Annotated in this window: 19 protein-coding genes, 1 tRNA gene and 3 pseudogenes; 5 read left to right on the top strand and 18 right to left on the bottom strand. The window is 56.7% G+C overall.

Annotated elements, in window-relative coordinates; all coding sequences use genetic code 11:
* Positions 1–3: 3 nt before the first annotated feature.
* From tatB to PSQ90_RS16125, 9 genes and pseudogenes are all read right to left on the bottom strand, one after another.
* Positions 4–819, bottom strand: a complete 816-nt coding sequence (gene tatB / locus PSQ90_RS16165) for a Sec-independent protein translocase protein TatB (protein WP_282211275.1) — start codon at positions 817–819, stop codon at positions 4–6.
* A gap of 65 nt (positions 820–884) precedes the next feature.
* Positions 885–1,097, bottom strand: coding sequence for a twin-arginine translocase TatA/TatE family subunit (gene tatA / locus PSQ90_RS16160; protein WP_282211274.1), 213 nt, complete (start codon positions 1,095–1,097; stop codon positions 885–887).
* Positions 1,098–1,156: 59 nt separating this feature from the next.
* Positions 1,157–1,768, bottom strand: coding sequence for an ATP-binding cassette domain-containing protein (locus tag PSQ90_RS16155; RefSeq protein WP_282211273.1), 612 nt, complete (start codon positions 1,766–1,768; stop codon positions 1,157–1,159).
* 110 nt (positions 1,769–1,878) lie between these two features.
* Positions 1,879–2,265: pseudogene (locus PSQ90_RS16150) on the bottom strand (ATP-binding cassette domain-containing protein); the annotation flags it as partial.
* The gene (scpB, locus tag PSQ90_RS16145) at positions 2,262–2,924 is read right to left on the bottom strand and encodes an SMC-Scp complex subunit ScpB (RefSeq protein ID WP_282213101.1); all 663 of its coding nucleotides are present in this window, start codon (positions 2,922–2,924) and stop codon (positions 2,262–2,264) included. The pseudogene PSQ90_RS16150 and the gene scpB, both read right to left, overlap by 4 nt.
* Positions 2,925–2,935: 11 nt before the next feature.
* The gene (locus PSQ90_RS16140) at positions 2,936–3,730 is read right to left on the bottom strand and encodes a segregation and condensation protein A (RefSeq protein ID WP_282211272.1); all 795 of its coding nucleotides are present in this window, start codon (positions 3,728–3,730) and stop codon (positions 2,936–2,938) included.
* Positions 3,731–3,836: 106 nt separating this feature from the next.
* A complete protein-coding gene (locus PSQ90_RS16135; protein ID WP_282211271.1) occupies positions 3,837–5,966 on the bottom strand; it encodes an SPOR domain-containing protein in 2,130 nt (709 codons plus the stop codon).
* An 81-nt stretch (positions 5,967–6,047) separates the two neighbouring features.
* A pseudogene (argS, locus tag PSQ90_RS16130) lies at positions 6,048–7,794 on the bottom strand (arginine--tRNA ligase).
* Positions 7,795–7,833: 39 nt separating this feature from the next.
* Positions 7,834–9,018 (bottom strand): deoxyguanosinetriphosphate triphosphohydrolase, encoded by a 1,185-nt coding sequence (locus PSQ90_RS16125; RefSeq protein WP_282211270.1) that lies wholly within the window; start codon positions 9,016–9,018, stop codon positions 7,834–7,836.
* Between the two features lie 89 nt (positions 9,019–9,107).
* Between PSQ90_RS16125 and erpA the strand changes: the two are divergent.
* A pseudogene (gene erpA, locus PSQ90_RS16120) lies at positions 9,108–9,452 on the top strand (iron-sulfur cluster insertion protein ErpA); the annotation flags it as partial.
* Positions 9,453–9,567: 115 nt separating this feature from the next.
* Positions 9,568–10,347, top strand: a complete 780-nt coding sequence (gene xth, locus PSQ90_RS16115; RefSeq protein WP_282211269.1) for an exodeoxyribonuclease III — start codon at positions 9,568–9,570, stop codon at positions 10,345–10,347.
* Between the two features lie 3 nt (positions 10,348–10,350).
* Here xth and PSQ90_RS16110 read toward each other — a convergent pair whose 3' ends face one another.
* The 8 genes from PSQ90_RS16110 to PSQ90_RS16075 form a co-directional block, all read right to left on the bottom strand.
* Complete coding sequence (locus tag PSQ90_RS16110; RefSeq protein WP_282211268.1) at positions 10,351–11,163, bottom strand: tetratricopeptide repeat protein; 813 nt, start codon at positions 11,161–11,163, stop codon at positions 10,351–10,353.
* Between the two features lie 371 nt (positions 11,164–11,534).
* Positions 11,535–14,288: a valine--tRNA ligase gene (locus PSQ90_RS16105; protein ID WP_282211267.1), complete on the bottom strand. Its 2,754-nt coding sequence runs from the start codon at positions 14,286–14,288 to the stop codon at positions 11,535–11,537.
* A 154-nt stretch (positions 14,289–14,442) separates the two neighbouring features.
* Positions 14,443–15,237 (bottom strand): PopZ family protein, encoded by a 795-nt coding sequence (locus PSQ90_RS16100; protein ID WP_282211266.1) that lies wholly within the window; start codon positions 15,235–15,237, stop codon positions 14,443–14,445.
* Between the two features lie 198 nt (positions 15,238–15,435).
* Positions 15,436–16,794, bottom strand: coding sequence for a TolC family outer membrane protein (locus PSQ90_RS16095; protein WP_282211265.1), 1,359 nt, complete (start codon positions 16,792–16,794; stop codon positions 15,436–15,438).
* A 134-nt stretch (positions 16,795–16,928) separates the two neighbouring features.
* Positions 16,929–17,594: a protein-L-isoaspartate O-methyltransferase family protein gene (locus PSQ90_RS16090; RefSeq protein WP_282211264.1), complete on the bottom strand. Its 666-nt coding sequence runs from the start codon at positions 17,592–17,594 to the stop codon at positions 16,929–16,931.
* 133 nt (positions 17,595–17,727) lie between these two features.
* Positions 17,728–17,801: transfer RNA gene (locus tag PSQ90_RS16085), tRNA-Cys, on the bottom strand.
* A 101-nt stretch (positions 17,802–17,902) separates the two neighbouring features.
* On the bottom strand, positions 17,903–18,874 hold the full coding sequence (locus PSQ90_RS16080; protein ID WP_282211263.1) for a quinone oxidoreductase family protein: 972 nt from the start codon (positions 18,872–18,874) through the stop codon (positions 17,903–17,905).
* A gap of 2 nt (positions 18,875–18,876) precedes the next feature.
* Positions 18,877–19,731, bottom strand: coding sequence for a TerC family protein (locus tag PSQ90_RS16075; RefSeq protein ID WP_328517515.1), 855 nt, complete (start codon positions 19,729–19,731; stop codon positions 18,877–18,879).
* A 190-nt stretch (positions 19,732–19,921) separates the two neighbouring features.
* Between PSQ90_RS16075 and PSQ90_RS16070 the strand changes: the two genes are divergently transcribed.
* The 3 genes from PSQ90_RS16070 to PSQ90_RS16060 are packed head-to-tail and all read left to right on the top strand — an operon-like array spanning position 19,922 to position 22,010.
* Positions 19,922–20,374, top strand: a complete 453-nt coding sequence (locus tag PSQ90_RS16070) for a YeeE/YedE family protein (protein WP_282211262.1) — start codon at positions 19,922–19,924, stop codon at positions 20,372–20,374.
* A complete protein-coding gene (locus PSQ90_RS16065; RefSeq protein WP_282211261.1) occupies positions 20,374–20,844 on the top strand; it encodes a DUF6691 family protein in 471 nt (156 codons plus the stop codon). Before PSQ90_RS16070 ends, PSQ90_RS16065 begins: the two co-directional genes overlap by 1 nt.
* Positions 20,841–22,010 (top strand): FAD-dependent monooxygenase, encoded by a 1,170-nt coding sequence (locus tag PSQ90_RS16060; protein ID WP_282211260.1) that lies wholly within the window; start codon positions 20,841–20,843, stop codon positions 22,008–22,010. The genes PSQ90_RS16065 and PSQ90_RS16060 overlap by 4 nt, the downstream gene beginning before the upstream one ends.
* 54 nt (positions 22,011–22,064) lie before the next feature.
* Here PSQ90_RS16060 and PSQ90_RS16055 read toward each other — a convergent pair whose 3' ends face one another.
* The gene (locus PSQ90_RS16055; RefSeq protein WP_282211259.1) at positions 22,065–22,784 is read right to left on the bottom strand and encodes an invasion associated locus B family protein; all 720 of its coding nucleotides are present in this window, start codon (positions 22,782–22,784) and stop codon (positions 22,065–22,067) included.
* Positions 22,785–22,923: the final 139 nt, after the last annotated feature.

Raw genomic sequence — 22,923 nt, 5'->3', positions numbered from 1 at the left:
GTCTTAAACTTCCCCGGCTTTCGCGCTGTCCGTGACGGTGCCTACGTCAAGCTTGTTTGCCGATGCCTCCGAATTCGTGCTCCTGGCAACAGGTTTTTCAACCGCAGCTTTGCGAGGCGTGGCCTTTTTCGCTGCCGGCTTTCTGACAGCGGCCTTCTTGGTCACGGTTTTCTTGGCTGCAGGCTTCGAACCCGGCGCTGTGCCTGCCTCAACTTGGGCGAAAGAGGAATTTGCCGTCGCCTTCCTGGCTGCCGCAGGTTTCGCGGTTGTCGTGGCTTTCGCCCGCGATGGCCTGGCTCGGGCAGTACTGGTCCCGGCAGCATTTTTTGATGTGGCAGCTTCAGGTCTTGCGGTCCCGACAGCCGCCAGATCATTTGACGCGACACGGCTCGAATTGACGGCCTTGGCCTTGGCAGGCTTCTTTTTGGGTGCAGGATTAGCCTTGAGTGGCTCGGTTTTAGCGCTCGCAGTAGTCATGCCAGCGGCGGCATGAATTTCATCGACGACACTTTCGACTTTGGGATCCTTGGGCTTCAATGCACCCGACGGCTCAACGCCTGTAGGCGTCAACGCATTGAACTCTTTGCGGATTTCGTCCGTAGTTTTCTTGAGCGGCTCGGTAATCGAACTGCGCAGATTGCGAATTTCGTTCAGACCGGTGGTCTTGTTGATCTCGCGCTGGAACTCATTGCCCATGCGTTTGATCTGACCAATTACCTTGCCGACGCGCCCCATGACCATGGGCAAATCTTTCGGCCCGATAACGATCAGCGCCACGACGCCGATGATCATCATTTCAGACCAGCCGAAACCGAGCATATGTGTATTCCCTTGGTGCACCCATACGGCAGCCTGTTTGGTCGCCGGAAATTAAAGTGATGCTGTTAGGCGTCTTTGCTCTTGTCAACTTCGCGTGCGTCAACCGTTGTCGCGGTATCAATACGCTCAGATGGCTTGTCATCGTCCTTCATGCCTTTTTGGAAAGCCTTGATGCCGGTGGCAACTTCGCCCATCACGCCCGAGATCTTGCCCCGACCGAATAGAAGAATAACAACAACGGCGACGACGAGAATGCCCCAAATACCTGGTGCGTGCATGATAAACTCCTAAACTCTAAATTCGCTGTTAGACGCTTTTGATACCTTGAGAAATAGGTTTAATCGCGCCCAAACACAAGAACGTGTTCCCCATTTAGCGCAAGGAACACTTCCTGCCCGACTGCCAGCGCCGCATTTGACGGTTGTCGAACACCGACCGGTTCGTCAATACCATTGACCTTGACCTCGCATATGTCCACGCCAATTGCATCACGTTTTGACACAATACGCCCAATAACGCCCGGCCCCTGCTGCGCTATTTCGACGCCCCCGGCAGGCCTGATCGCAATGGTCACGGCACTACCCTCGGCAAGGCCAGGTGTTGCCAGCGGTCCAAGAGGTGTTTCCGCGTGACCGTCTTTCACAATCGCCTCAAGTTCACTCAATGGTGAAAAAAACCGCGCAGCACTCAGGTCGATGGGCTGGCGATAAACCTCCGCCGCAGTGCCGATCTGCACAATCCGGCCTTGCCGCAACAGCGCAACGCGGTCGCCCAGCACCATCGCCTCCTCGGGATCATGGGTGACGATGAGGCTAGTTGCATGGGTTTCGCGCAGAACCGCCAGTGTTTCCGTGCGCACGGTTTCGCGTAGGCGGGCATCCAGGCTCGAGAAAGGCTCATCGAGCAAAAGCAGCCCCGGGCGTGGCGCAACACTTCGTGCAAGGGCCAAACGCTGCTGCTGTCCGCCTGAAAGCACGTGCGGAAAGTCCCCTTCCCGCCCCCAAGCCCGACTCGCCGCAACGCCGCACGCCCTTGCACCAGCGCGTTTGCCTTGCCCAGCCCCTTAAGCCCGAAACACACATTTTGCAGAACACTTAAATGTGGGAACAGAGCAAAATCCTGGAACATCAAGCCAATGCCGCGCTGATCTGGTGGCAACGTTCGATGGGGCGCCGACACAACCTCATCATTGATCCAGACGCGTCCACCGTGAACCGCCTGAATACCGGCGGCGACCCGCAGTGCCGTTGACTTTCCCGACCCGGACTCACCAAGCAGACACACGATTTCGCCCGGGTTCAACTGAAGCTCAAATTTATCGAGAACAGTGCGCCCACCAAGCGCTACATCGACATTGTCAAATTTGAGCGCCGACGCAAAGCTAACGCCAGAGGTGCCGCGCGCGCCCCAACCCGTCAGTTCGTCGCGCGTATCTGTTGTATTCATGGCTGTGAATTGTCTTCCATAACTTCATCACCCGATGGGTCCCCCTCATCAAGCGGGTCTTCGTCATCCCGAAGCGCGCCGTCAAATGGCAGTGGAATTTGCATCGAAGGTGGCAATCGCCCCGACAGCAGTCCCGCCCCCTTCAGTTCTTCCAGGCCGGGAAGATCACCCAATGTTTCCAGACCAAAATGGTCCAGAAAAGCCTCGGTCGTTCCATAGGTTACCGGTCGACCTGGGGTTCGCCGACGACCGCGCATCCGGACCCACCCCGCTTCCATTAAAATGTCGATCGTCCCTTTGCCTGTCGCCACGCCGCGAACTTCTTCAATTTCGGCCCTCGTGGTTGGCTGGTGATAGGCAATGATCGACAAAGTTTCTAGTGCCGGACGCGACAGGGGGCGATTTTCCTCCTCTTCGCGGCGCAGCAGCAGTCCCAAATCTTCGGCAGTTCGAAAGGCCCAACCGCCACCGCGCTGAACCAAATTGACCCCACGCTGGGAATATCGCTGAGCCAGAACTTCGAGCAGGCTCACCACGTCCGCCCCCTCGCCAAGATAGGTCGCCAACTGCGTTTCCGTAAGAGGTTCACGCGATGCGAATAGCAAAGCTTCAAGAATACGCAAATTGCGCTCCCCAACCTCCCGGTACTCGGACTGCATATTATCCGCGCTCACACATCACCGTCTTCATTCCTGCGCCTGCGCATCAAAATTGGTCCAAATGTCTCGGTTTGCCGCAGATCAATCATGCCCTGCCGCACTAATTCGAGGCTTGCCGAAAAACTGGATGCCCGAACGGTTGCGCGCTCCATTGGTGTGCCCAGATATTCCGCCAGATATTGATCCATCGGCACCCAGTCAAAACTCTCGCCGATGAGCCGCACCAGAATGTCGCTCGCCTCCTGCAACGACCATACGCTACGCAGGGTCGGCGCGTAGTCGGTCACCGCTGAGCGGTCTCGCAACGACGAATACGCCCGGATCAAATCAAAAAGAGACGCCTCCCAAACGCTGCGTCGGCTAACCGCAATTGGCTCCGGCCTACCGCGCGGATAAACTTGATACCCAAGTCTGGGTCGGTTCATCAACAGGCTGGCCGAGCGCCGCATCGCTTCCAGACGCTTGAGTCGGAATTGCAGCATTGCCGCCAGCATCTCGCCGGACGGTTCATCGTCGCTACTCGCCTGCGGCACCATCAACCGGCTCTTGAGATAGGCCAGCCATGCCGCCATCACCAGATAATCGGCAGCAATTTCAATGCGCTTTTCGCGAATGGTTTCGATAAAACCAAGATATTGCTCGGCCAGAGCCAATACGGAAATCGCCCCGAGATCGACTTTTTGCCGCCGCGCCAGCTCCAGCAAAAGATCAAGCGGTCCTTCATAGCCGTTGACGTCAACATACATGACATCATCGGCGTTGGCTGCCGGTGGCGCTTCAAACCAGTCTGTCGGCACGCTCGTCATCAATATAAGGCCGCATCAGAGTAAATTGATGGCAAACCTTGGCGTTTTCGGCGCGACGGCGTCAAGCGCCAAAGCGCAATGACGCCGTCCGTTGGGACAATTTGCGCTAAAATGCGAAGCAATCGCCACCGTTGGCTTTAACGCTACTACAGGTCTGGGTGGCCACCTGCAACGAGCTCGATGGCAACAGTACGCGAAAGTAGATGCCCTTAGCCCCCAGATCGACCCTTTGGATCTGCAATGAGCTACCACCGAATAGACTTCCGAAACGGCTCTGCAAATTGGCAACCGTTGTCTGCGCATCTTCTTCAGAGCGTTGGGACGACAGTTGGACATAGGCAGGCGCCGTGCTGACTGCTGATGTTTGCGTTGTCTGCGTCGGCTCGGAAACCACGGCATTGATTGGCGAGGTTGGCACAGTTGGCGCAACTTCAACCGGTGGGGCAGCCACGTTGGTGTTGGTAAAGGTGCTGGGGCGCAGCATTGCCACCGGAGCCGTCTTTCCGGGAATGGGCACGCCATTGCCATCCACAGCCGGAACCATCGAACCGGGCGTAGCCGGCGCAATGGTTACGGGTTCGGGTTCAGTTGCAGCAACAGCGGTAGCGACATCGCCCGATGCCGCGGCCAACAACTCAGGTGAAGCAGTACCAGCCCCCGGAACATCGGGCACGTCAGGGCGGTCAACCGGTAATATCGCCGTCCCCGCAACCGCCTCGTCACTACTGACGATCGTTCCATCCGGGCGCACGGTAACCGTCCGCACCTTGCGGTTGGCCAGCCCTTCCTCCGTAGTGACCGCTGACGCTGTCAGTTGCGTCACTTCGTCTGCCTGGCTTTGATCTCGGGAAACCAGCGTTTCATTTTCGGTCGGCGTTACCCCGTCAATCTCGTTGAAAACCACAGACTGTTGTGGTGTTTCAGCGGCGGGTGGCGTTTCAGGAGCACCTTTTGTTGGGGTGGTATCCGCCAACAATGTAGGCACCGGACCATTGTCGGGCCCGTCCATGCCAAGCACCCAATAGAGCCCGATTCCGGCGACAAGCAGCAGCGCTACAGCAACAACTGGGCCCGCAAATGCGCGCGTCAAACCACCTGTTCGGCGCTTGCGGTTGGACCGCGGTGGCGGGTCCAATTCGTCCGCTTCATCAATTTCGCCCGTGTCGGCCCAACTGACCTCCGCGCCGCGGCTTTGCGCCGCAGCCAATATTGCTGCATCGCTGTCCGACCCGCCTTCATGAGAAGCTAATTCCGGTGCGACCCGAGCCGATTGAGACTCTTGCCCCGCCAGATCGCGCAAGGCATTGCTGGCCACCGGTTTTGGCTGCGGATCAAGGTGCACACGAACGGCCTGCCCAATCAGATTTTCGATCTCGGCAATTGGATCGGTTTCCGCCGCACTTACATCCTCCGACTTCTCAGCCACCCGAGGTTTGTCAGCGGTCACTGACGGCTCGACCGGCGTATTGTCCACAATCGACTCTGCCTGCACCGCAGCATTGGACTGCGTTTCAGGCGCATTGCCCTCGGATGGACCATCGATTTTGGGACCGCCCAATCCGAATATCGGCGCAACCTTGAAATTGTCATCGCGTGACGATCCGGCAGGTGTGCCCATCTCGGGTTCAACCCGTCCGCCTGCATGAGACTGCTCGCTTGCATCGGGCGTTGACGGCGCGACGGGAACATTGGCACGTCGAATCGGTGACGACGGCCCGGACGGCTGGGTGAGATGTTCTGATGCGGCCCACCCCTTTCCCGAAAGCGCCAGAGGCTCTGGCGCGTCCGTCTGCTCGTCCACTGCTTTTTCCGCGGCCGGAGTTGGGGATTCAGCTTCGGCCGCAATCAGGTCAGCGATTGCGTCATGGTCATCAGATGCCACCTCAGGCGTCGTTACATTTTCGTCAGGTGCCGGACGATGCGGCGCGCTCCGAGTTTGCGGCGATGCCGGCACAAACTGTTTCTCAACAGGCCCGTCGGCTTGCGCTGGAGGAACTTCGCCTTGCGAGGGCTCAAGTTGAACCTGTTCAGAGCGCGGTACAACCGTGTCCTTGGGCGCATTGGTATCGTGCGTCACACCGGGAATTCGAACTGGCGTCGGGGCGGGTTCAGGCGTCGACTTTGCTTCGGGTCGTTCGGCCTGCGCATCCTGCGCCATCAACTTTGCCAGTTCAGCGATCAGATCATCGGCGGCTTCGCCATTGCCAGATGTCTGTTGTGGTTTCGCTGTTGTCATTAAATCAGCGCCCTCTATGTTACTGAAACGGTACGCCTACTCAGGGCATTTCCCGCCAGTCTTCACATTATTGCGCCCGAATTATGAAAGTTCCTCGGGCGCAGTAACCCCCAATATTCGCAGACCATTAACAATAACCTGACGAACGGCATCGACGAGGGCGAGTTCTAGCCAACGTCAATGTTGGGTCGTCATGGTTAACAAACCGTAATTGAGCATTATCCTTGCCCTTTGCCCAGAAGGAATGGAAAGCACCCGCAAGTTCATGCACATAAAAGGCAATTCGGTGCGGTTCATGGGCAATTGCTGCAGCAGTCGCGGCCCGCGGCCACGCCGCCAACACGCGAACAAGCTCCAATTCCTCTGGCGATTCCAGCCTTTCGATTTCAGCCGTCTTTAGTGCCGCAGAACTGATGTCAAGGGTCGGCAATTCTTTTGCCGCGTTGCGAAATATTGAATAGGCCCGCGCATGTGCATACTGCACATAAAACACCGGATTGTCCTTTGTTTGCTCCTTGACCAGCGCGAAATCAAAATCCATGGCCGCGTCATTGCGACGGAACAGCAGCATGAACCGGGTTGCGTCCGCGCCAACTTCCTCGACAACATCGGCAAGCGTCACCAGATCGCCAGAGCGCTTTGACATTTTAAATGGCTCGCCATTTCGCATAAGCCGAACCAGCTGGCAAATACGCACATCCATGTCCGCCGCCTGCAGCGACACAGCCTTGACCGCCGCCTCGAGCCGTTTGACGTACCCCGAATGATCAGCACCAAGCACATTGATCATGTGGGTAAAGCCGCGCAGGAACTTGTTGCGGTGATAGGCGATGTCAGCCGCAAAATAGGTGTAGGAACCATCGGATTTGACCAGCGGCCGGTCGACGTCGTCGCCATAATCGGTAGCGCGGAACAAGGTCTGCTCGCGATCTTCCCATTCCTCGGGTGTCTTGCCCTTTGGTGGCTCCAACCGCCCCTCATAAATCATGCCCTGATCACGCAGCCAGGCAAGCGTCTTGGCAATGTCGCCTTCCGGCCCATGCAGCGAGCGCTCCGAAAAGAAGACGTCGTGATGCACGCCCAGCAGGGCGAGGTCAGCCTTGATCAGTTTGAGCATCGCTGCGAGCACTCGTTCCTTGACCAATACAATGGCCTCGGCCTTGGGCACGGTGAGCAAGCTATCGCCGAACTCGGTCTTGAGCGCCTCACCCACCGGAACCAGATAGTCTCCTGGATAGAACCCCGATGGAATTTCGATCTTTTCGCCAAGGGCCTCGCGGTAGCGCAAAAGCGTCGAGGCCGCCAACGTGTTGATCTGGCTGCCGGCGTCATTGATGTAATATTCCCGCGTCACCGCATAGCCAGAATAGGCCATTAGCGCCGCCAACGTGTCGCCAAAAACCGCGCCCCGCGTGTGCCCGACATGCATAGGGCCGGTGGGATTGGCCGAAACATACTCAATATTGACCGCTTCTCCCTGCCCCAGGTTCGACCGGCCATAGTCATCGCCCTGCGCTGCGATTGAGCGCAGTACCTTGTGCCAGACCAGAAGGGTCAGGCGGAAATTAATAAAGCCCGGCCCTGCAATCTCGACCGATTCCACATCAGCATTGTCCGAAAAATGTGCTGCAATGACGCTGGCAACATCGCGCGGCTTCATGCCCAAAGGTTTGCACACCACCATCGCCGCATTGGTCGACAAATCGCCATGCGCCGGATCGCGCGGCGGTTCCACCACAAGGCGCGCAATTACCTCATCATCCAACTGAGGATAGAGCACTTTGAGCGCGTCAGTAATACGCGCGGCGAACAGGGCGAAAACGTCCATGACAAACCTGACTGAAAAACTATGCCCCGGTTAACGGAATTACTGCCGAGCGTCAAACAACCGCACATATTCATCAATCGCATAGGGGTCGGTCATCCCCGCGACAAAATCGGCAACAACGCGTGCCTGTGCCGCATCGTTTGGCGCTGCTTTGGCCGCAATGCCCCAGCGCCCCGGCATTTCGAGAGAACTCAAATATTGATCGAAGAGTCGCGCGACCATTCCTTCAGCCTCGCCGACCAACTGCATCACCGATTTGTGGCGGTAAACGCGTTCAAACAGAAAACCCTTCAGCCCTTTTTCAGCCGCCGCCATCTCATCCGAGAATCGCACCAGCATCTGACCGGAATTTCGAACATCCTCGATATTTTCAATGCCGGCTCCCGCAATTGCGCTGCGGGTCGTCGCAATAACGTCCTCAATGGAGCGCGTGATCAGCCGCCGCTGCACTTCGTGAGCCTGTCGATCCCCCGCAATATCGGGATAAAGCGAAAGCACTTCGTTCACGATCGGCCCGACCAATGGAACATCCTCAAGATCGCGCAACAATATCAGATTGGCGCGCAACGCATCATCGATATCGTGCGAATTATAGGCCACATCGTCCGCAATCGCCGCTGTTTGCGCTTCAAGACTCGCATAGTTCCAAAGTTGCAGGTCCTCGCTGACTGGAATGTCATCGAGCCCCACCGGTAGCCCATCTTTTCTGTATTTTCCCACTGGCTTGCCGCTTTTGTCAGTGAGCGGCCCATTATGTTTGAGAATGCCTTCAAGCGTTTCCCAAGTCAGGTTGAGCCCATCGTGTTCCGCGTAGCGATTTTCCAGCCGGGTGACCACACGTATCGCCTGCACATTGTGATCAAATCCGCCGAACCGCGCCAGTTTTTCATCCAATACACGCTCCCCTGCGTGCCCGAACGGGGTGTGCCCCAAGTCATGAGACAGCGCCACAGCCTCCGCCAGATCTTCGTCCAGCGACAACGCCCGCGCCATGGAACGCGCCATCTGACTGACTTCCAGTGTGTGCGTCAGACGATTGCGAAAATGCCGCCCTTCATGGTGCAAAAAAACCTGGGTCTTGTTTTGAAGCCGTCGAAAGGCGGTTGAATGAATTATGCGATCGCGGTCGCGTTGAAACGCCGAGCGCGTTGGGCTTGACCCGGTGCTGAACAGGCGCCCGCGCGATTGCTCTGGATTTGCGGCGTATGAAGCGTGATCGCTCATCTTTGACAACAAGGCCCTTTTCATTGGCATTGAGAGTTACTATTTTACCCTGACCGTTATGGAATTACACCAACGGCATGGATGCACCAATGACCGACACGACAATTGCCCCCGAAGTAACCATGAGCGACCGTGCTGCCAAGCGGGTTGCCCGGATTATTTCCAAAGAGCCCGAAGGTACGGTGTTGCGTATTGCGGTCGCCGGTGGCGGCTGCTCTGGGTTCCAGTACGAGTACAATCTGGTTCAGGAAAAGCCAACCGGCGACGATCTGGTCTTAAGCCGCAACGGCGCGACTATTTTGATCGATTCCATGAGCGTTGAGTTCATGGGCGGCGCCGAGATCGATTATGTCGACGATCTGATCGGCCAGTCGTTCCAAATCAAGAACCCCAATGCCGTCGCATCCTGTGGCTGCGGTACCAGCTTCGCTGTCTCAGCATCGGCTTGCGCCAGAAAAACAACACCATGCTGGCGGTATCCGCGCACACAACTGATGACGCGCCCCGATCTCGCCGTTTAGCCTGGTGGCACGGCTAAGGGATTGAAAAATGCGCATTGTTACCTGGAACATCAACGGCATCAAAGCTCGGTTGGAGTTGCTACTGGCTTGGCTTGAGCAGGAACAGCCCGATATCGTATGCCTTCAGGAAATCAAGTCGGTTGACGAAGGCTTCCCGCGCGAAGCTATTGAGGCGCTGGGTTACAATGTCGAAACGCATGGCCAGAAAAGCTGGAACGGCGTCGCCATACTGTCAAAAGTGCCATTCGATGATGTGCAGCGCGGATTGCCCGGCGACGACACCGATGAGCAGGCCCGCTTGATTGAAGGCGTGTTTTCTGTCCCCAGCGGCGCCGTCCGCGTTTGCAATATTTACCTGCCGAATGGCAATCCGGTCGATACCGAAAAATTTCCCTACAAACTGGCATGGATGGACAGGCTGATCGCTTTTGCGCAACAGCGCCTGACTTTTGAAGAGCCATTCATCTTGTTGGGCGATTTCAATCTCATACCCACACCGGTTGATGTTCATGATCCGGATGCTTGGTGGGGCGACGCACTCTATCGGCCCGAAAGCCTTGATAGATTCCGCCAACTGGCCAACCTTGGATTAACCGACGCCATCCGCGCCATGACCGATGAACCGTCCTATACTTTTTGGGATTTTCAGGCCGGTGCGTGGCGTCGCAATGCCGGCATTCGCATCGATCACCTGATGCTGTCGCCCCAAGCGGCAGATCGCCTTGAAGGTTCACTCGTGCACAAGGATTTGCGCGCCCGCGATAAGCCGAGTGACCATGTGCCGGTCGAGGGGCAGTTCAGCTTCTAAGCGTCACTGCCCACCCGAAAACTGTGGCCCCAGCCGGGCCGCAAGTTCGGTTGCCTGTGCGCGCTGGTCCGAAGTTGCAACCGACGCAGCCCGGTTGAACAATTCGTTAACCCAATCGCCATCGGGTGTGCCGTTTGAACGCTGGTGCGAAATCGTCAGCCACATCAATCCCTCAACTGGCTGCGGTTCGATTCCCTTGATGCCGTTGAACAACAGGTCACCCAATTGCGCCTGCGCCCGAACGTGCCCCTTGTGGGCGGCCAGCGAAAGCCACCGAGCACTTTGCAAAGGGTTGATCCCAAGCTCATTTTCTTCGAGATATAGCTCCCCGACACGATACTGAGCGTCCGCATCGCCAAAATAGGAGGCGGCGTGCAGCAATAAGGCGTGAGATCGGGCAGGATTCACCTTTATGCCTGCGCTCGGCAATCCATCGCGGTAATAGTCGCCAACCTTCACAAAAGACTGCGCGACGATATCGGCTTCAAGCCCTCTAGGCGCCGTGTCGGCATTGTCGTTAGCAATCTGGGAAAAATAGCCAAAAGCCTTGGCAGGATCTTTGGCGACACCTTCACCATTCTCATACATGGTGCCGAGTTGCCACATGGCCATAGCCTGTCCGGCCGCAGCTGCCTCTTGCAAGGCGACAACCAATTCGTCGCCGGATATGCCACTTGAGGCACCGTCCAGCATTTTTGCCATCTCCAGCGTCGCGTCGAGCGCGGTCTGTGCGTACGTCGGCATTGTTGCAACCGAAAAGATGATCGATGCTGCCGTCGTAACGGAGATCAGGGATTTAACCCCAAAATTCCGCATAGTTCTCCTTCTGCCTCCCCAATGGGGAGTATCTGTCATCTCGTCGCCCTGTTCCGCATTGCCCAAAGGACAAATTGGCGGGGTTTTCGCACCCCTTGCACTGAGATTAACGCCATCTAAGGCCAAAAACGTGGCAAAGCTCTCACATGCTTGCGAGCACGACCTTGCCTCTCTCGTTCATTCGCTCTTTATGGGGTTACATTGTGGCAAGATGTATCGCCAAATCGTTGACAAGCACCAACGACGATTGAATCGCCAATCGCTGTTGCGGAATCGTCACAAATTTGGAGTTGACGACAGAACCTGCCGCCGATCCATCCCACCGCACGGTGCCGACCAAAAGCAGTCGACATGTCGGGCACAGAAATGGCCTAGCTCAGTCGCGCCAGCGCAGCCTTGATGCGGTCACGTCGATCAATCGCAACTTCGCGTCGGCTCTTTTGCTCTTCAATGACCTCTTCGGGCGCTTTGGCGACGAATTGCTCGTTCGCCAGCTTCTTGTCGACACCCGCAATTTCGCCCTCGAGCTTGCCAATATCTTTGGTCAACCGCGCCTTTTCTACGTCCAGGTCGATAAACCCCGCCAGCGGCAGTGCCCATGTGGCTTCCCCAACGACAAATTGGGCCGATCCGCTTGGAATTTCACTCTGAGGCGAAATTTCTTCCAGCCGGGCGAGCCGGGTAATCAGTGTCGTGCTGGCCACAAGTCGACGCAGCGTCGTCTCATCCGCCCCCACCAATATCAGCGGCAATTTGGCCGACGCCGGTACATTCATTTCAGTCCGCACCGAACGAACGCTCGAAATGACATTCAACAGCCAATTGAGGTCATCATCCGCCTCAGCATCCTCAAGGCCATCCATCTGCGGCCATTCCTGCAACATCAGCAAACCATCGCGCGCCGGTCCGTGCTTGCCGGTCTCAGCCCACAATTCTTCCGTAACGAACGGCATGAATGGGTGCAGCAACTTCAAAATCTGATCGAGTGCAAATGCCGCTGTTGCGCGGGTCTCTGCCTTTGCAGCAGCATCGTCACCCATGAAAATCGGCTTGGCGAACTCGACATACCAGTCGCAGAAAGTCCCCCACACAAAGTCATAGGCAGCATTGGCCGCTTCATTGAATTTATAGTCGGTGATGCCTTTGGTGATTGCGGTCGCAGCACGAGCCGTGGCCCCAACAATCCAACGGTTCAACGGTAGACGGTTCGCCTTGGGATCATATCCCTCAACCCGACGACACTCATTCATTTCAAGGAAGCGCGCCGCATTCCAAAGCTTGGTGACAAAGTTGCGATAGCCTTCAACACGATTGATCGCCAGCCGAATATCGCGCCCCTGCGCCGCCATTGCCGCCAGCGTAAACCGGGTCGCATCGGCTCCATACTGGTCAATCAAAGCCAGAGGATCGATCACGTTCCCCTTGGTCTTGCTCATTTTCTGGCCCTTCTCGTCGCGGACCAGGGCATGCATGTAAACGGTGTGAAATGGCTCGGTCTTTTCAAACTCAAGGCTCATCATCATCATCCGGGCAACCCAGAAAAAGATGATATCAAATCCCGTCACCAACACGCTGGTTGGGAAATAACGCTTGAGTTCCGGTGTCTCGTCAGGCCACCCCATCGTCGAAAACGGCCAAAGCGCCGAGGAGAACCAGGTGTCCAGCACATCCTCGTCGCGGCGCAGCACGACTGGCTTGCCATAGTGCAAATTGGCCGCAGCCTGAGCTTCGGCTTCATTCTGCGCCACAAACGCATGATTGTCCGGCCCGTACCACGCCGGTATCTGATGCCCCCACCACAGCTGGCGCGAAATGCACCATGGCTTGATGTTCTCAAGCCAGGCAAAATAGGTATTTTCATACTGCTGGGGCACGAACCGGGTTCGGCCCTCGCGCACCGCGGCAAGCGCTGGTTCGGCCAAAACGTCGGCTTTGACCCACCATTGGTCGGTCAGAAACGGCTCGATGACTACAAGTTTGGACTTTTCGTCATGGGGAACCATGATTTTCTTGTCTTCAATATGGTCCAGACCACGCGTCGGATCCCCTTCCGCTAAAGCGCTAAGATCGGCAACAATGCGCTTGCGCGCCACAAACCGATCCAGCCCCCGGTAGACTTCCGGTGCCGTGTCAACGATTTCGCCTCTGGTCGTCAGAATGTTGATCTGCTCGAGATCGTTGCGAACGCCAACTTCAAAGTCGTTGAAGTCGTGGGCCGGCGTGATCTTGACCGCACCCGAGCCCAGACTTGGATCAGCATATTCGTCAGCAACAATCGGGATGCGCCGCCCCACGAGAGGCAGTTCGACAAATTTGCCGACCAACGAGGCATAACGCTCGTCATCGGGATGCACCGCGACACCGCTGTCGCCCAACATCGTCTCGGGCCGGGTCGTTGCAACAATGATATAGTCGCGCGTTTCAAATTCAATCGGCGTGCCATCATCATCGTGGCCGATAGGAAACTGGTAAGTGACCCCATCTGCCAACGGATAGCGCAGGTGCCACATATGGCCCTTCACTTCGATATTCTCGACCTCAAGATCTGAAATCGCCGTTTCCAGTCCCGGATGCCAATTGACCAACCGCTTGGCGCGATAAATCAAACCACGCTCGTGCAACTCGACAAAAACCTTGGTCACAGCGCGAACCATCTGGTCGTCCGGCGCGCCGTTCTCGCCCATGGTGAAACGTTCGCGCGAAAAATCGGCCGAAGCGCCCAAGCGCTTCAATTGATTCATGATTGTGCCGCCACTCTCGCCTTTCCATTGCCAGACGCGGCGCAAAAATTCTTCGCGCCCCAGGTCGCGGCGAGATGGCTCCTGCGCTTCCATCAAGCGACGTTCGACTATCATCTGGGTGGCAATGCCCGCGTGGTCCATCCCCGGCTGCCACAGCACATCCTTTTTCAGCATCCGGTTGAACCGCACCAGAATGTCCTGGATCGTGTTGTTGAGCGCGTGCCCCACATGCAGCGATCCAGTGACATTGGGTGGCGGGATGACAATTGAAAAGGGTTCCGCGCCCGGTGCCGCGCCGGCACCAGCAGCAAAGGCGTTGGCTTCCAGCCACTGCTCGAAAATGCGCCCTTCGACGCTGCCGGGCTGATAGGTCTTTTCAATCATATTGTCACTCACAACAGCAACAGCCCGCCAAAATCCACATTCGGATTCGGACGGGCCGATAGGGAATTGCATGTCTTCAAGCAAATGCTGACCGCAGGGTCAACTGCGTTGCAGCGGCCCGACGACTTATCTCGCCAACGAAACGGCCAATCAGCTACTCGCCGCGCGAAACGCGCGCTATTTCTTTTTCAACCATACGCTCGACCACCGAAGGCAGATTTTCATCCAACCATTCCTTGAGCATCGGACGCAGCATATCGCGCATTATCGATTCAATGGTCACGCCCTGAGCGCCGAGGCCAAGGTTGTTGAGCCGCGCAAACGTGCTCCGAACGGCAGCATTTGTTGCGGGTTCCACCAGTTGTTCGGCCATGTCCCGGCTTAAAGTCGCATCTGGCATCGGAGGCGCCTTTTCCGTTGCACGTGCTTGTTGTGGTGCCGGCTGGACCAGCTCCACTGTTGGTATTGGCGCAGGCTCAGCCGACCGTTCCATGATTGGTTCGGGTTCGGGCTCGGGCACCGCAACAACAGGTTCAGGTTCGGATACCGGTGCCCGCGCAATTTCTGGTTCGGCTTCTGGCTCAGGATCGGCTTCAAAGCCAATATCATCGGGTTCTACCAAACCCGCCACATCCACGGTTTCCTCGTCCTCGTCCTCGGCATCAGCAAGAATGTCGTCAAAACTCAAGCCACCACCACCACTTGGCACCTCGGGCTCCTGCTCGGGCAACATCTGGGCCGAAGACAGCGCCAATGGCTCCATCTCGTCAAAGCCGTCATCCGCATCGTCAGTGATTTGTGTGCGTGCCGGTGTTGCCTGCATGGGTGGCGGCGCGGCCTGCAGCACAGGTTTGCGTGGCGCTCCTGCCGCATCGTCGTCCGCAATAATCTGTCGGATCGACGATAGGATCTCGTCCATCGACGGTTCTTTGGTCGCAGGCTTGTTCATATCCGCCTCTTACTCATGCACTGACACCAGAGAACTCCACCATCCGCACTGGCCGTTACTCTGATTCGCGCAGGTACCTTAGACCGAGCGCATGAATTAAGGAATCGCTGCAAGGCGACAGAATTAGGTCTTCCCCTAAAACTTGTGGCCGGGACTTGCCCGACCACCATAACTTGCGTCTAAATTTGGCGTGATCGCCTAATTGTCGCTAACGGAGCGCAATTCTTGCCAAACATCCTCGACAGTCGCCGTGTAAGGCTCTGCGGTCTTGATCTTGACACCCAAACCGAGATCGGTCGCCGTCAGATGACCCATGGCGGACAGAAGAGAAAATGTCGCGACTACCTTGTTTGTCGATGCATTGATCAGACTTTGCCTGGCGGTCGTCAAATCGCTTTGTGCATTAAGGACGTCCAATGTCGTGCGTGCACCCAGATCACGTTCCTGAATAACCCCGCTCAAAACTTCCTGACCAGCGGACACGGCCGACTGCGCCGCCTGGATTTGGGAGTCGGCGCTTTGCACACCTGACCACGCCGAAATAACAGATTCACGAACCCGATCGTAGGCCGACATGGCGTCAACCTCTGACTTGATCTGTTGCAGGTTCGCCTTGCGAACCCCCGAACCGATAGCCCCACCCGCGTAGATCGGCACAGAAATCTTGAACCCGACGGCGCCCGAAACCACGGGCGTTGGCGCCGTATCGGTCAGTCCCATCCCAACCGACCCGGTCAAAGCAACCGTAGGTCCGAACGCGGCCTTGGCCGCTTCGCCGCCCGCTTGTGCCGCCCGAATTGCGGCCTTGGCCATCAAAATGGCGGGATGCCCACCCTCTGCTTCCGCAATCGCCGCATCCAGCGAACGTGGTACCAGACGGGTGAAATTGTGCGATGGGCTCAGGTTGCCAGGCTTCTGGCCGACATAACGCTGGAAGGTCGCCTGGCTAATTTCGAGCTGGTTGACCGCTGCCCGATAGGTGGCAACGCCCTGCGCCAACCGCGCCTCGGCCTGCGCCACATCAATGCGGGTGCCCTCACCAACGTCCAGTCTGTCGCGCGCCGATTTCAGCTGCGCCTGATAAAAGGTCTGGTTTTCGGACTGCAACTGCACCAACTGACGCCCGCCAAGCACAGCCATATAAGCCTGCACAACCGCCAGCAGCACATTCTGCTCCGTATTACGGATGTTATATTCGGCCGCCTGGGCGCCCGCCCGCGCCGCTTCAACATTGGAGTCAGTCTTGTTGCTGTCAAATAACGTCTGATTGTAGCCGAGCCCCGCTGACAGGGACTGCGTATCTGTGAATGAACCACCAACGCCGCGCACGGTATAATCACCACTGACTGTGGCTCCCAACTGCGGCAGTTTCGCAGATTTGGCAGCAACGATACCTTCACTCGAAACCTTGGCCGCTAATTCCGCCGACGCCAGATCAGGTGCGTACTGATAAGCCCGCGTGAGTGCTTCCGCAATGGACTGCGCCTGTACACCGGTAACGCCAAAGGCTGCCGTCATCGCCAGAACACTAGCGAATATTTGACCACTAAATTTCATTATCAGCCTCTCCAATCCCGCAAACACTATGCCGGGTACTCACGCCACACAACTAATCGAACGATGGTGACGCAATTTGTTGAATATTTAATGTTGAAGCGTGTTCGCCGAGCAACACACATCGGAAAATATGCCTAAAATTCGAATTCCCGCTCCGGAACTTCTATTGGAAGCTGGGGCATATTCGCGTTGAACTCGGCCCGTCCGGCAACTTCGCTGCCCGATCGCACGAAAATATGAGCAACTGCCGGTCCGCCATTTGAAATCAGGGCAACCAACCGCCCACCATCTGCCAGTTGATCCAAAAGTGCCTGCGGCACCGCCGCAACCACGCCTTCAAGAACGATAACGCTGTATTGTCCTTGTCCTGCAACGCCTTCGGCCAGCGGTCCGGCAATGACCTTGGCATTGCTGATCCCGAGGGTTGAAAGGTGGGCGTTTGCCGCGGTGACCATGGCTGGATCAATTTCAAGCCCGGTTACGGTGGCGGCCAATCCCGCGATAACTGCCGTTGAATAGCCGGTAACGGCGCCAACATCGAGAACCGTGTCAGTGGGTCCGATTTCGGCTAACTGAATGAGTTTGGCGAACGGCGCTGCCGCAGCGAGATAGCGCTTGGCGCCAGTGCCGACTGCAACCGGCATATGATTATCAGAATAGGCAACCACACTTGCTGAATCAGAAACGAAGTCTTCTCTTGGAATATCGCTCATGACGAGCAGTATCCGCCAATCAGTTATTCCACTGGTGCGCAACTGGTTATCCACCATGTATTTGCGCGCCTTCAAATATTCATCCATTCGTGGCCGCCCTGACTCTGCTCATATGCTCGACGTGAATATCCCCTTCCCCCGGCATGCGCAAGCGCCCATCCTGCAATGCGGCAAAAAGCTACCGATCATTTTGGGCGAGTGCTTTAGATTTTCTGGAATTTGGAGGCCACGCCCAGAATTGAACTGGGGTACGCGGATTTGCAATCCGCTGCGTCACCACTCCGCCACGTGGCCTCTGCGTGCCTTTTCAGGGGTTTGACTTTGTCTGTCAAGGCACTCTCGTTCACCGTACAACTGCAGGTGTGAAAAACTCACGGCGATGGTTCACAATCTCACTATGGCGTAAGCACTACCGACCCTGTGGTCTTCCGCCCCTCCAGTGCCTCGTGCGCCTCGGCCGCATTTGCCAGCGGATAGGTCGCACCAATTTCGACTTTGACCTTGCCTGAAGCGACCACGTCAAATACGGCGTTGGCCGCTTCCAGCATTGATTGGCGATCAGCAAAATAGTGCGCCGAAGTCGGTCGGGTTACATAAAGCGACCCCTTGCGCGCCAGAATGCCGAGATCGGGCACCGAAACCGGTCCTGATGCATTGCCAAAACTGACCATCAGTCCGCGCGGCCGCAGACAATCCAGCGACTTTTCAAACGTGTCCTTGCCAACCCCGTCGTAAACAACATCAACACCACGACCATTGGTCAATTCCTTGACGCGGGCCGCAAAGTCCTCCTCGCGATAGTTGATCACCTCATCACAGCCGTGCGCCTTGGCCAGCGCCAGCTTTTCGGCGCTGCCCGCCGTGCCAATAACGCGCGCACCGATTGCCTTGGCCCACTGGCAGGCGATCAGCCCTACCCCGCCCGCTGCCGCGTGAAACAGTACCGCTTCGCCCTTGGCAAGCGGCCATGTCTTGAACATCAAATAATAGGCAGTCATGCCCTTGAGCATGATCGCTGCAGCGGTTTGATCCTCAATGCCATCCGGCACGGGTATGGCCCGTTCGGCATCCAGCAGCCGCTCGGCGCTATACGCGCCAACCTGCCCTTGGTAGGTCACCTTATCACCGACCGAAAAACCCGAAACGTTCGGGCCGATCTCGGTGATTACGCCAACCCCTTCATTGCCCGCCACAAATGGCATTTCAATCTTGTAGAGGCCCGAGCGCTGGTAGGTATCGATAAAATTCACACCAATTGCAGTCTGGCGAATGCGCAACTGCCCGGTCTTTGGCGCGCCCACGGAAATATTTTGGACCGAGAGTTGTTCGGGCCCACCGTTCTTTTCAACAACAATAGCTTGGGTCATGCCTATACCTTGGGTTTACGCGGCGCCGATTTAGGGCGCGATTGCGCCCGCGCCGCCGAAGTCGATTTGGATTTCCGTTTGGCCTGCGTTGCGTCAGGCAAAACCGCTTCGACCTGTGATTTGGCCTTGTGCGCCCCTACTTTGGCAAGCTTTCGCTGCCGCATGGCCATATTGACGGCTTCCACTAACACCGAAAAACCCATTGCCGAATAGATGTAGCCCTTGGGGATATGGAATCCAAGACCGTCAGCCACCAGCGACACCCCGATTAGGAGAAGGAACGCCAGCGCCAGCATCTTGACCGTCGGATGGTCGGAAACGAACTTGGCAACGGGCCCCGAGGCAACAAACATGACGCCGACAGCAATGATCACTGCAGCAATCATTACCTCGACATGCTCAGCCATCCCCACGGCCGTCACAATCGAATCGATGGAAAACACCATGTCGATGATGATGATCTGAACGATGATTGCCGAAAATGAGGCTTTGGCGGCCTGTATCAGGTCAACCTCATGCGGCTCTTCAATTGCCGCGTGCATTTCGTGGGTCGCCTTATAGACAAGGAACACACCACCCGCGATCAGGATAATGTCTTTCCAGGACAGGTCCAACCCAAAGGCGCTGATGGCAGGCTGGGTCAGCCCGATGATCCAGCTGATGACCAAAAGCAGCAGGATGCGGAACACCAGCGCCAGCGCCAATCCCAACTTGCGCGCCCGATCCGCCTGTTCGGTGGGCAACCGCGAAACCAGAACGGATATGAAAACAATGTTGTCGATGCCCAGCACGATTTCCATAACGGTAAGCGTTCCAAGGGCGATCCAGACATTGGGATCACTCAACAACTCAAGCATCTAACGCTCCATGACGATTCAATTCGGTCCCTATATCTAGAGGTACCGGCTCGCACATAAAAGCCAAAACCGGGCTGATTTGCGCACTAGTTTTTCACTTCCACCCCAAGCTAGAGCAAGACAGACGCTAGTTCACCATATTCGCAAATGCTAATATTCAACGAACCCGACCCAATTGGATTGATGAATTATGGAAGCATTTTCCCCGCTAACCGCAACAATCGGGGGCGTTTTGATCGGTCTCGCCAGTGCCGTGCTCTGGCTGGGCAATGGTCGCCTCGCGGGCATTTCCGGCATTTTCGGTCAGCTCCTTCCGCCGGCCCAGACGGTAATCTGGCGTCTGGTATTTCTTGCCGCCCTTATCGCTGCGACATTTCTGGCATCGCGTCTGTTTCCTGACCTCGGGGTCGGCGGCACCGAACCAGCCCAACTCGTCGCCCCGCCAGCAGGTTGGTCAATTCCAACCCCGGTCTGGGTTGCCATCGCCGGTCTCTTGACCGGTATCGGCACCAAAATCGGCAATGGCTGCACCTCGGGGCACGGGGTCTGCGGGCTTGCCAGATTATCGAGGCGCTCGCTTGTTGCAGTACTGGTCTTTTTCGGCGTCGCCATCATTACCGTCACCATTACAGGAATAGTCTGATGCACAGATTGCACCTCCCATATCTGGCAACGGCTGCCTTAAGTGGTGGTTTGTTTGGTGCTGGGCTTTACGTCTCCCAAATGGTTGACCCGCTAAAAGTACTGCGCTTTCTGGATTTCACCGCCATACCAACCGGGGGTTGGGACCCAAGCCTGGCATTTGTTATTGTTCCCGCCATTCTTGTCATGTTTTTTGCGGTTCGTTTCAGTCGCGCCCGCGCAGAACCCCTTTTTGACACGACCTTTCATGAACCCGAATATCAAAAGATCGATCGCCGCCTGATCATTGGCGCCGCCCTGTTCGGTGTCGGCTGGGGAATGTCCGGCATCTGCCCCGGCCCTGCAATTTCACTGATTGCCTTTTTGCCCAATGATTTGTGGATCTATCTGGTCGCCTTGTTCATCGGGTCGTATGCTGGCAGCGCCCTTGTGCCCAGCGGGCACGCCAAACGACTTGCCAATGCTCAATGAACCAGTTCGAACCACAATATGATGCCGTTGTCGTCGGCGGCGGTCTGACCGGGCTGGCCGCCGCCATTACTCTGGCAAAGGCAGGACTTGAAACGCTGCACCTGTCGCCAGAGGTGCCGCCCGATCGGCGTACCTCTGCCCTGATGATGCCAAGCGTTCAGTTTCTCACCGACTCTGGATTGATCGATACGCCCGAGGCGCTCGGCCATGCCTTGACGCAAATTCGCATTATCGACGCCACAAATCGCCTGTTGCGCGCACCCGAAACGCTCTTCGACGCTCAACAAGCAGATATTCCTGCCTTCGGTTGGAATTTTGCCAACATCAAGCTCACCGAAAGCTTCAAAAATATCGCCGCAACGCTTGAAAATATCACGACATCCCCCTGCACTCTCGCTGCGCTTACCTTGAGCGATGCGTTTCACACCCTAACGCTATCCGATGGCACCACACTTTGCGCCAATCTGATCATCGGTGCCGACGGGAAAAAGTCGTTTGTCCGCGGCGCGGCGGGCTTTTCGACGCGCGAGCACGCCTTTTCTCAATCCGCTCTTGTGTGCGACCTCGCCCTTGGGCGTCCGCTGAACGGAGCCTCGGTCGAATTCCACTATTCCAACGGACCTTTCACCTTGGTCCCCGCCGGGGCCAACCGCGCCAATCTGGTCTGGATCGATCAGGACTCAACTCTCCGGCAAGCCCTATCGGGCGGCACCGAGGCACTAACGGCCCGCCTGATGGAAAAATCGCAACGGTTGTTCGGGTCTCTGGAAATCTTGTCGTCCAGTTTCATATTCCCGCTGAGCACGTTGACCGTAAACAAAGCTGGCGGCAACGGTATCGCACTTATCGGCGAAGCAGCGCACGCCTTTCCTCCTATTGGTGCGCAAGGCCTGAATCTCGGTTTGCGCGACGTCGCCGATCTGGCCCAGATCGCCGGTTCAATCAACAAATCCGATCCCAATTGGGCAAGCCGCGCCAGCACTGACTATGCACAGCTGCGCCATGCCGATCTGGTCCAGACCGGCTCGGTCGTCGACGCGCTGTTTCGGTCACTACTGTTGGAAATGCTGCCCGCCCAGGCGCTGCGTTCCGGCGGCCTATGGGCGCTCAAACTTTTGCCCGCTCTGCGCAAACAAGCCTTCGCAATTGGCATGGGCCGGCGATAGCCAACAAAAAAGGGTGCCACCGGCACCCTTTCCATATTCGATAATTGGCCAATCCTAGTTGGCGGGCGCAGCACCATCGGGCTTGACGCTCTCGGTAAGCTTCTTGCGCAATTCTTCGGCCTGATCGGCAACACCCTTTTCGAGTGCCGCACCGCCACTGTTCTGATCCAGTGCACTCTGACCGCTGGCGATTTTCTGGAACTCGTCCCAGGAATAGTCCTGCTCACCGTCATACTTGGCGGTAAAGCCCGAAAGATTGACACTGATGACAAGGTCTTTGTTGAAACGGTTCTTGGCGATCAGCTTAAGCGTGTTGCCGTGCTTGAGCGAGTTGATATAGGCCTCGTTGATAACGAGCTGCGAGCTACACCCGCCGGGATCGCACAACATGAAGGGTACGCGAACAGGCTTTGCGCTGTCGATTTGCCATGTCAGGCTAAACGGCAACAGCACGCCAAGCGGCAACTGCGCCACAGCCAGAAGCCGGCTTTCCTGACCCGGATCGTCACGCAGTGTGAACGAGGCGAGTGGTTGCCCGTTGACCACGACCTGTTGGCTCATGATGCAGGCTTTCTTGCCATCTTCCATCGGGTCGCCGCAAACCTTGAGCCACGGGCTCGCGACGGCTGGCGGTGTGGGCGCATCGCTCTGTGCCGGCACGGGCGTTGCCGTGGCCGGAACTGGCGCTGAATTATCCTGGGCATATGCCGACATCGCGGACAGCAGCATCGCAGCCACCGAAATCCCGGCGACTAGAGGTTTCCTGAGGTTCATAGAATTTCCTTGGCTTCCTTGGCAGTCCCGGTGGCCATCTTTGCCACCTTCAATGAATTGCCCTTCAAGTGCTGAATTCGGGCAATAACATGACCATACGTTCTTGCCAAAGCTTTAAAGACAAAGTGTGGCGGATCGT

The organism is Devosia rhodophyticola (genome assembly GCF_028816475.1).
Taxonomy (GTDB): Bacteria; Pseudomonadota; Alphaproteobacteria; order Rhizobiales; family Devosiaceae; genus Devosia; species Devosia rhodophyticola.
This window is presented reverse-complemented; position numbering and strand designations above follow the sequence as displayed.

Excerpts from the sequence above, each read along its gene's own strand:
- tatB (WP_282211275.1), bottom strand. The coding sequence starts at position 819 with ATGCTCGGTTTCGGCTGGTCTGAAATGATGATCATCGGCGTCGTGGCG.
- tatA (WP_282211274.1), bottom strand. The coding sequence starts at position 1,097 with ATGCACGCACCAGGTATTTGGGGCATTCTCGTCGTCGCCGTTGTTGTT.
- scpB (WP_282213101.1), bottom strand. The coding sequence starts at position 2,924 with ATGCAGTCCGAGTACCGGGAGGTTGGGGAGCGCAATTTGCGTATTCTT.
- PSQ90_RS16140 (WP_282211272.1), bottom strand. The coding sequence starts at position 3,730 with ATGACGAGCGTGCCGACAGACTGGTTTGAAGCGCCACCGGCAGCCAAC.
- PSQ90_RS16135 (WP_282211271.1), bottom strand. The coding sequence starts at position 5,966 with ATGACAACAGCGAAACCACAACAGACATCTGGCAATGGCGAAGCCGCC.
- PSQ90_RS16125 (WP_282211270.1), bottom strand. The coding sequence starts at position 9,018 with ATGAGCGATCACGCTTCATACGCCGCAAATCCAGAGCAATCGCGCGGG.
- xth (WP_282211269.1), top strand. The coding sequence starts at position 9,568 with ATGCGCATTGTTACCTGGAACATCAACGGCATCAAAGCTCGGTTGGAG.
- PSQ90_RS16110 (WP_282211268.1), bottom strand. The coding sequence starts at position 11,163 with ATGCGGAATTTTGGGGTTAAATCCCTGATCTCCGTTACGACGGCAGCA.
- PSQ90_RS16105 (WP_282211267.1), bottom strand. The coding sequence starts at position 14,288 with ATGATTGAAAAGACCTATCAGCCCGGCAGCGTCGAAGGGCGCATTTTC.
- PSQ90_RS16100 (WP_282211266.1), bottom strand. The coding sequence starts at position 15,237 with ATGAACAAGCCTGCGACCAAAGAACCGTCGATGGACGAGATCCTATCG.
- PSQ90_RS16095 (WP_282211265.1), bottom strand. The coding sequence starts at position 16,794 with ATGAAATTTAGTGGTCAAATATTCGCTAGTGTTCTGGCGATGACGGCA.
- PSQ90_RS16090 (WP_282211264.1), bottom strand. The coding sequence starts at position 17,594 with ATGGATGAATATTTGAAGGCGCGCAAATACATGGTGGATAACCAGTTG.
- PSQ90_RS16080 (WP_282211263.1), bottom strand. The coding sequence starts at position 18,874 with ATGACCCAAGCTATTGTTGTTGAAAAGAACGGTGGGCCCGAACAACTC.
- PSQ90_RS16075 (WP_328517515.1), bottom strand. The coding sequence starts at position 19,731 with ATGCTTGAGTTGTTGAGTGATCCCAATGTCTGGATCGCCCTTGGAACG.
- PSQ90_RS16070 (WP_282211262.1), top strand. The coding sequence starts at position 19,922 with ATGGAAGCATTTTCCCCGCTAACCGCAACAATCGGGGGCGTTTTGATC.
- PSQ90_RS16065 (WP_282211261.1), top strand. The coding sequence starts at position 20,374 with ATGCACAGATTGCACCTCCCATATCTGGCAACGGCTGCCTTAAGTGGT.
- PSQ90_RS16060 (WP_282211260.1), top strand. The coding sequence starts at position 20,841 with ATGAACCAGTTCGAACCACAATATGATGCCGTTGTCGTCGGCGGCGGT.
- PSQ90_RS16055 (WP_282211259.1), bottom strand. The coding sequence starts at position 22,784 with ATGAACCTCAGGAAACCTCTAGTCGCCGGGATTTCGGTGGCTGCGATG.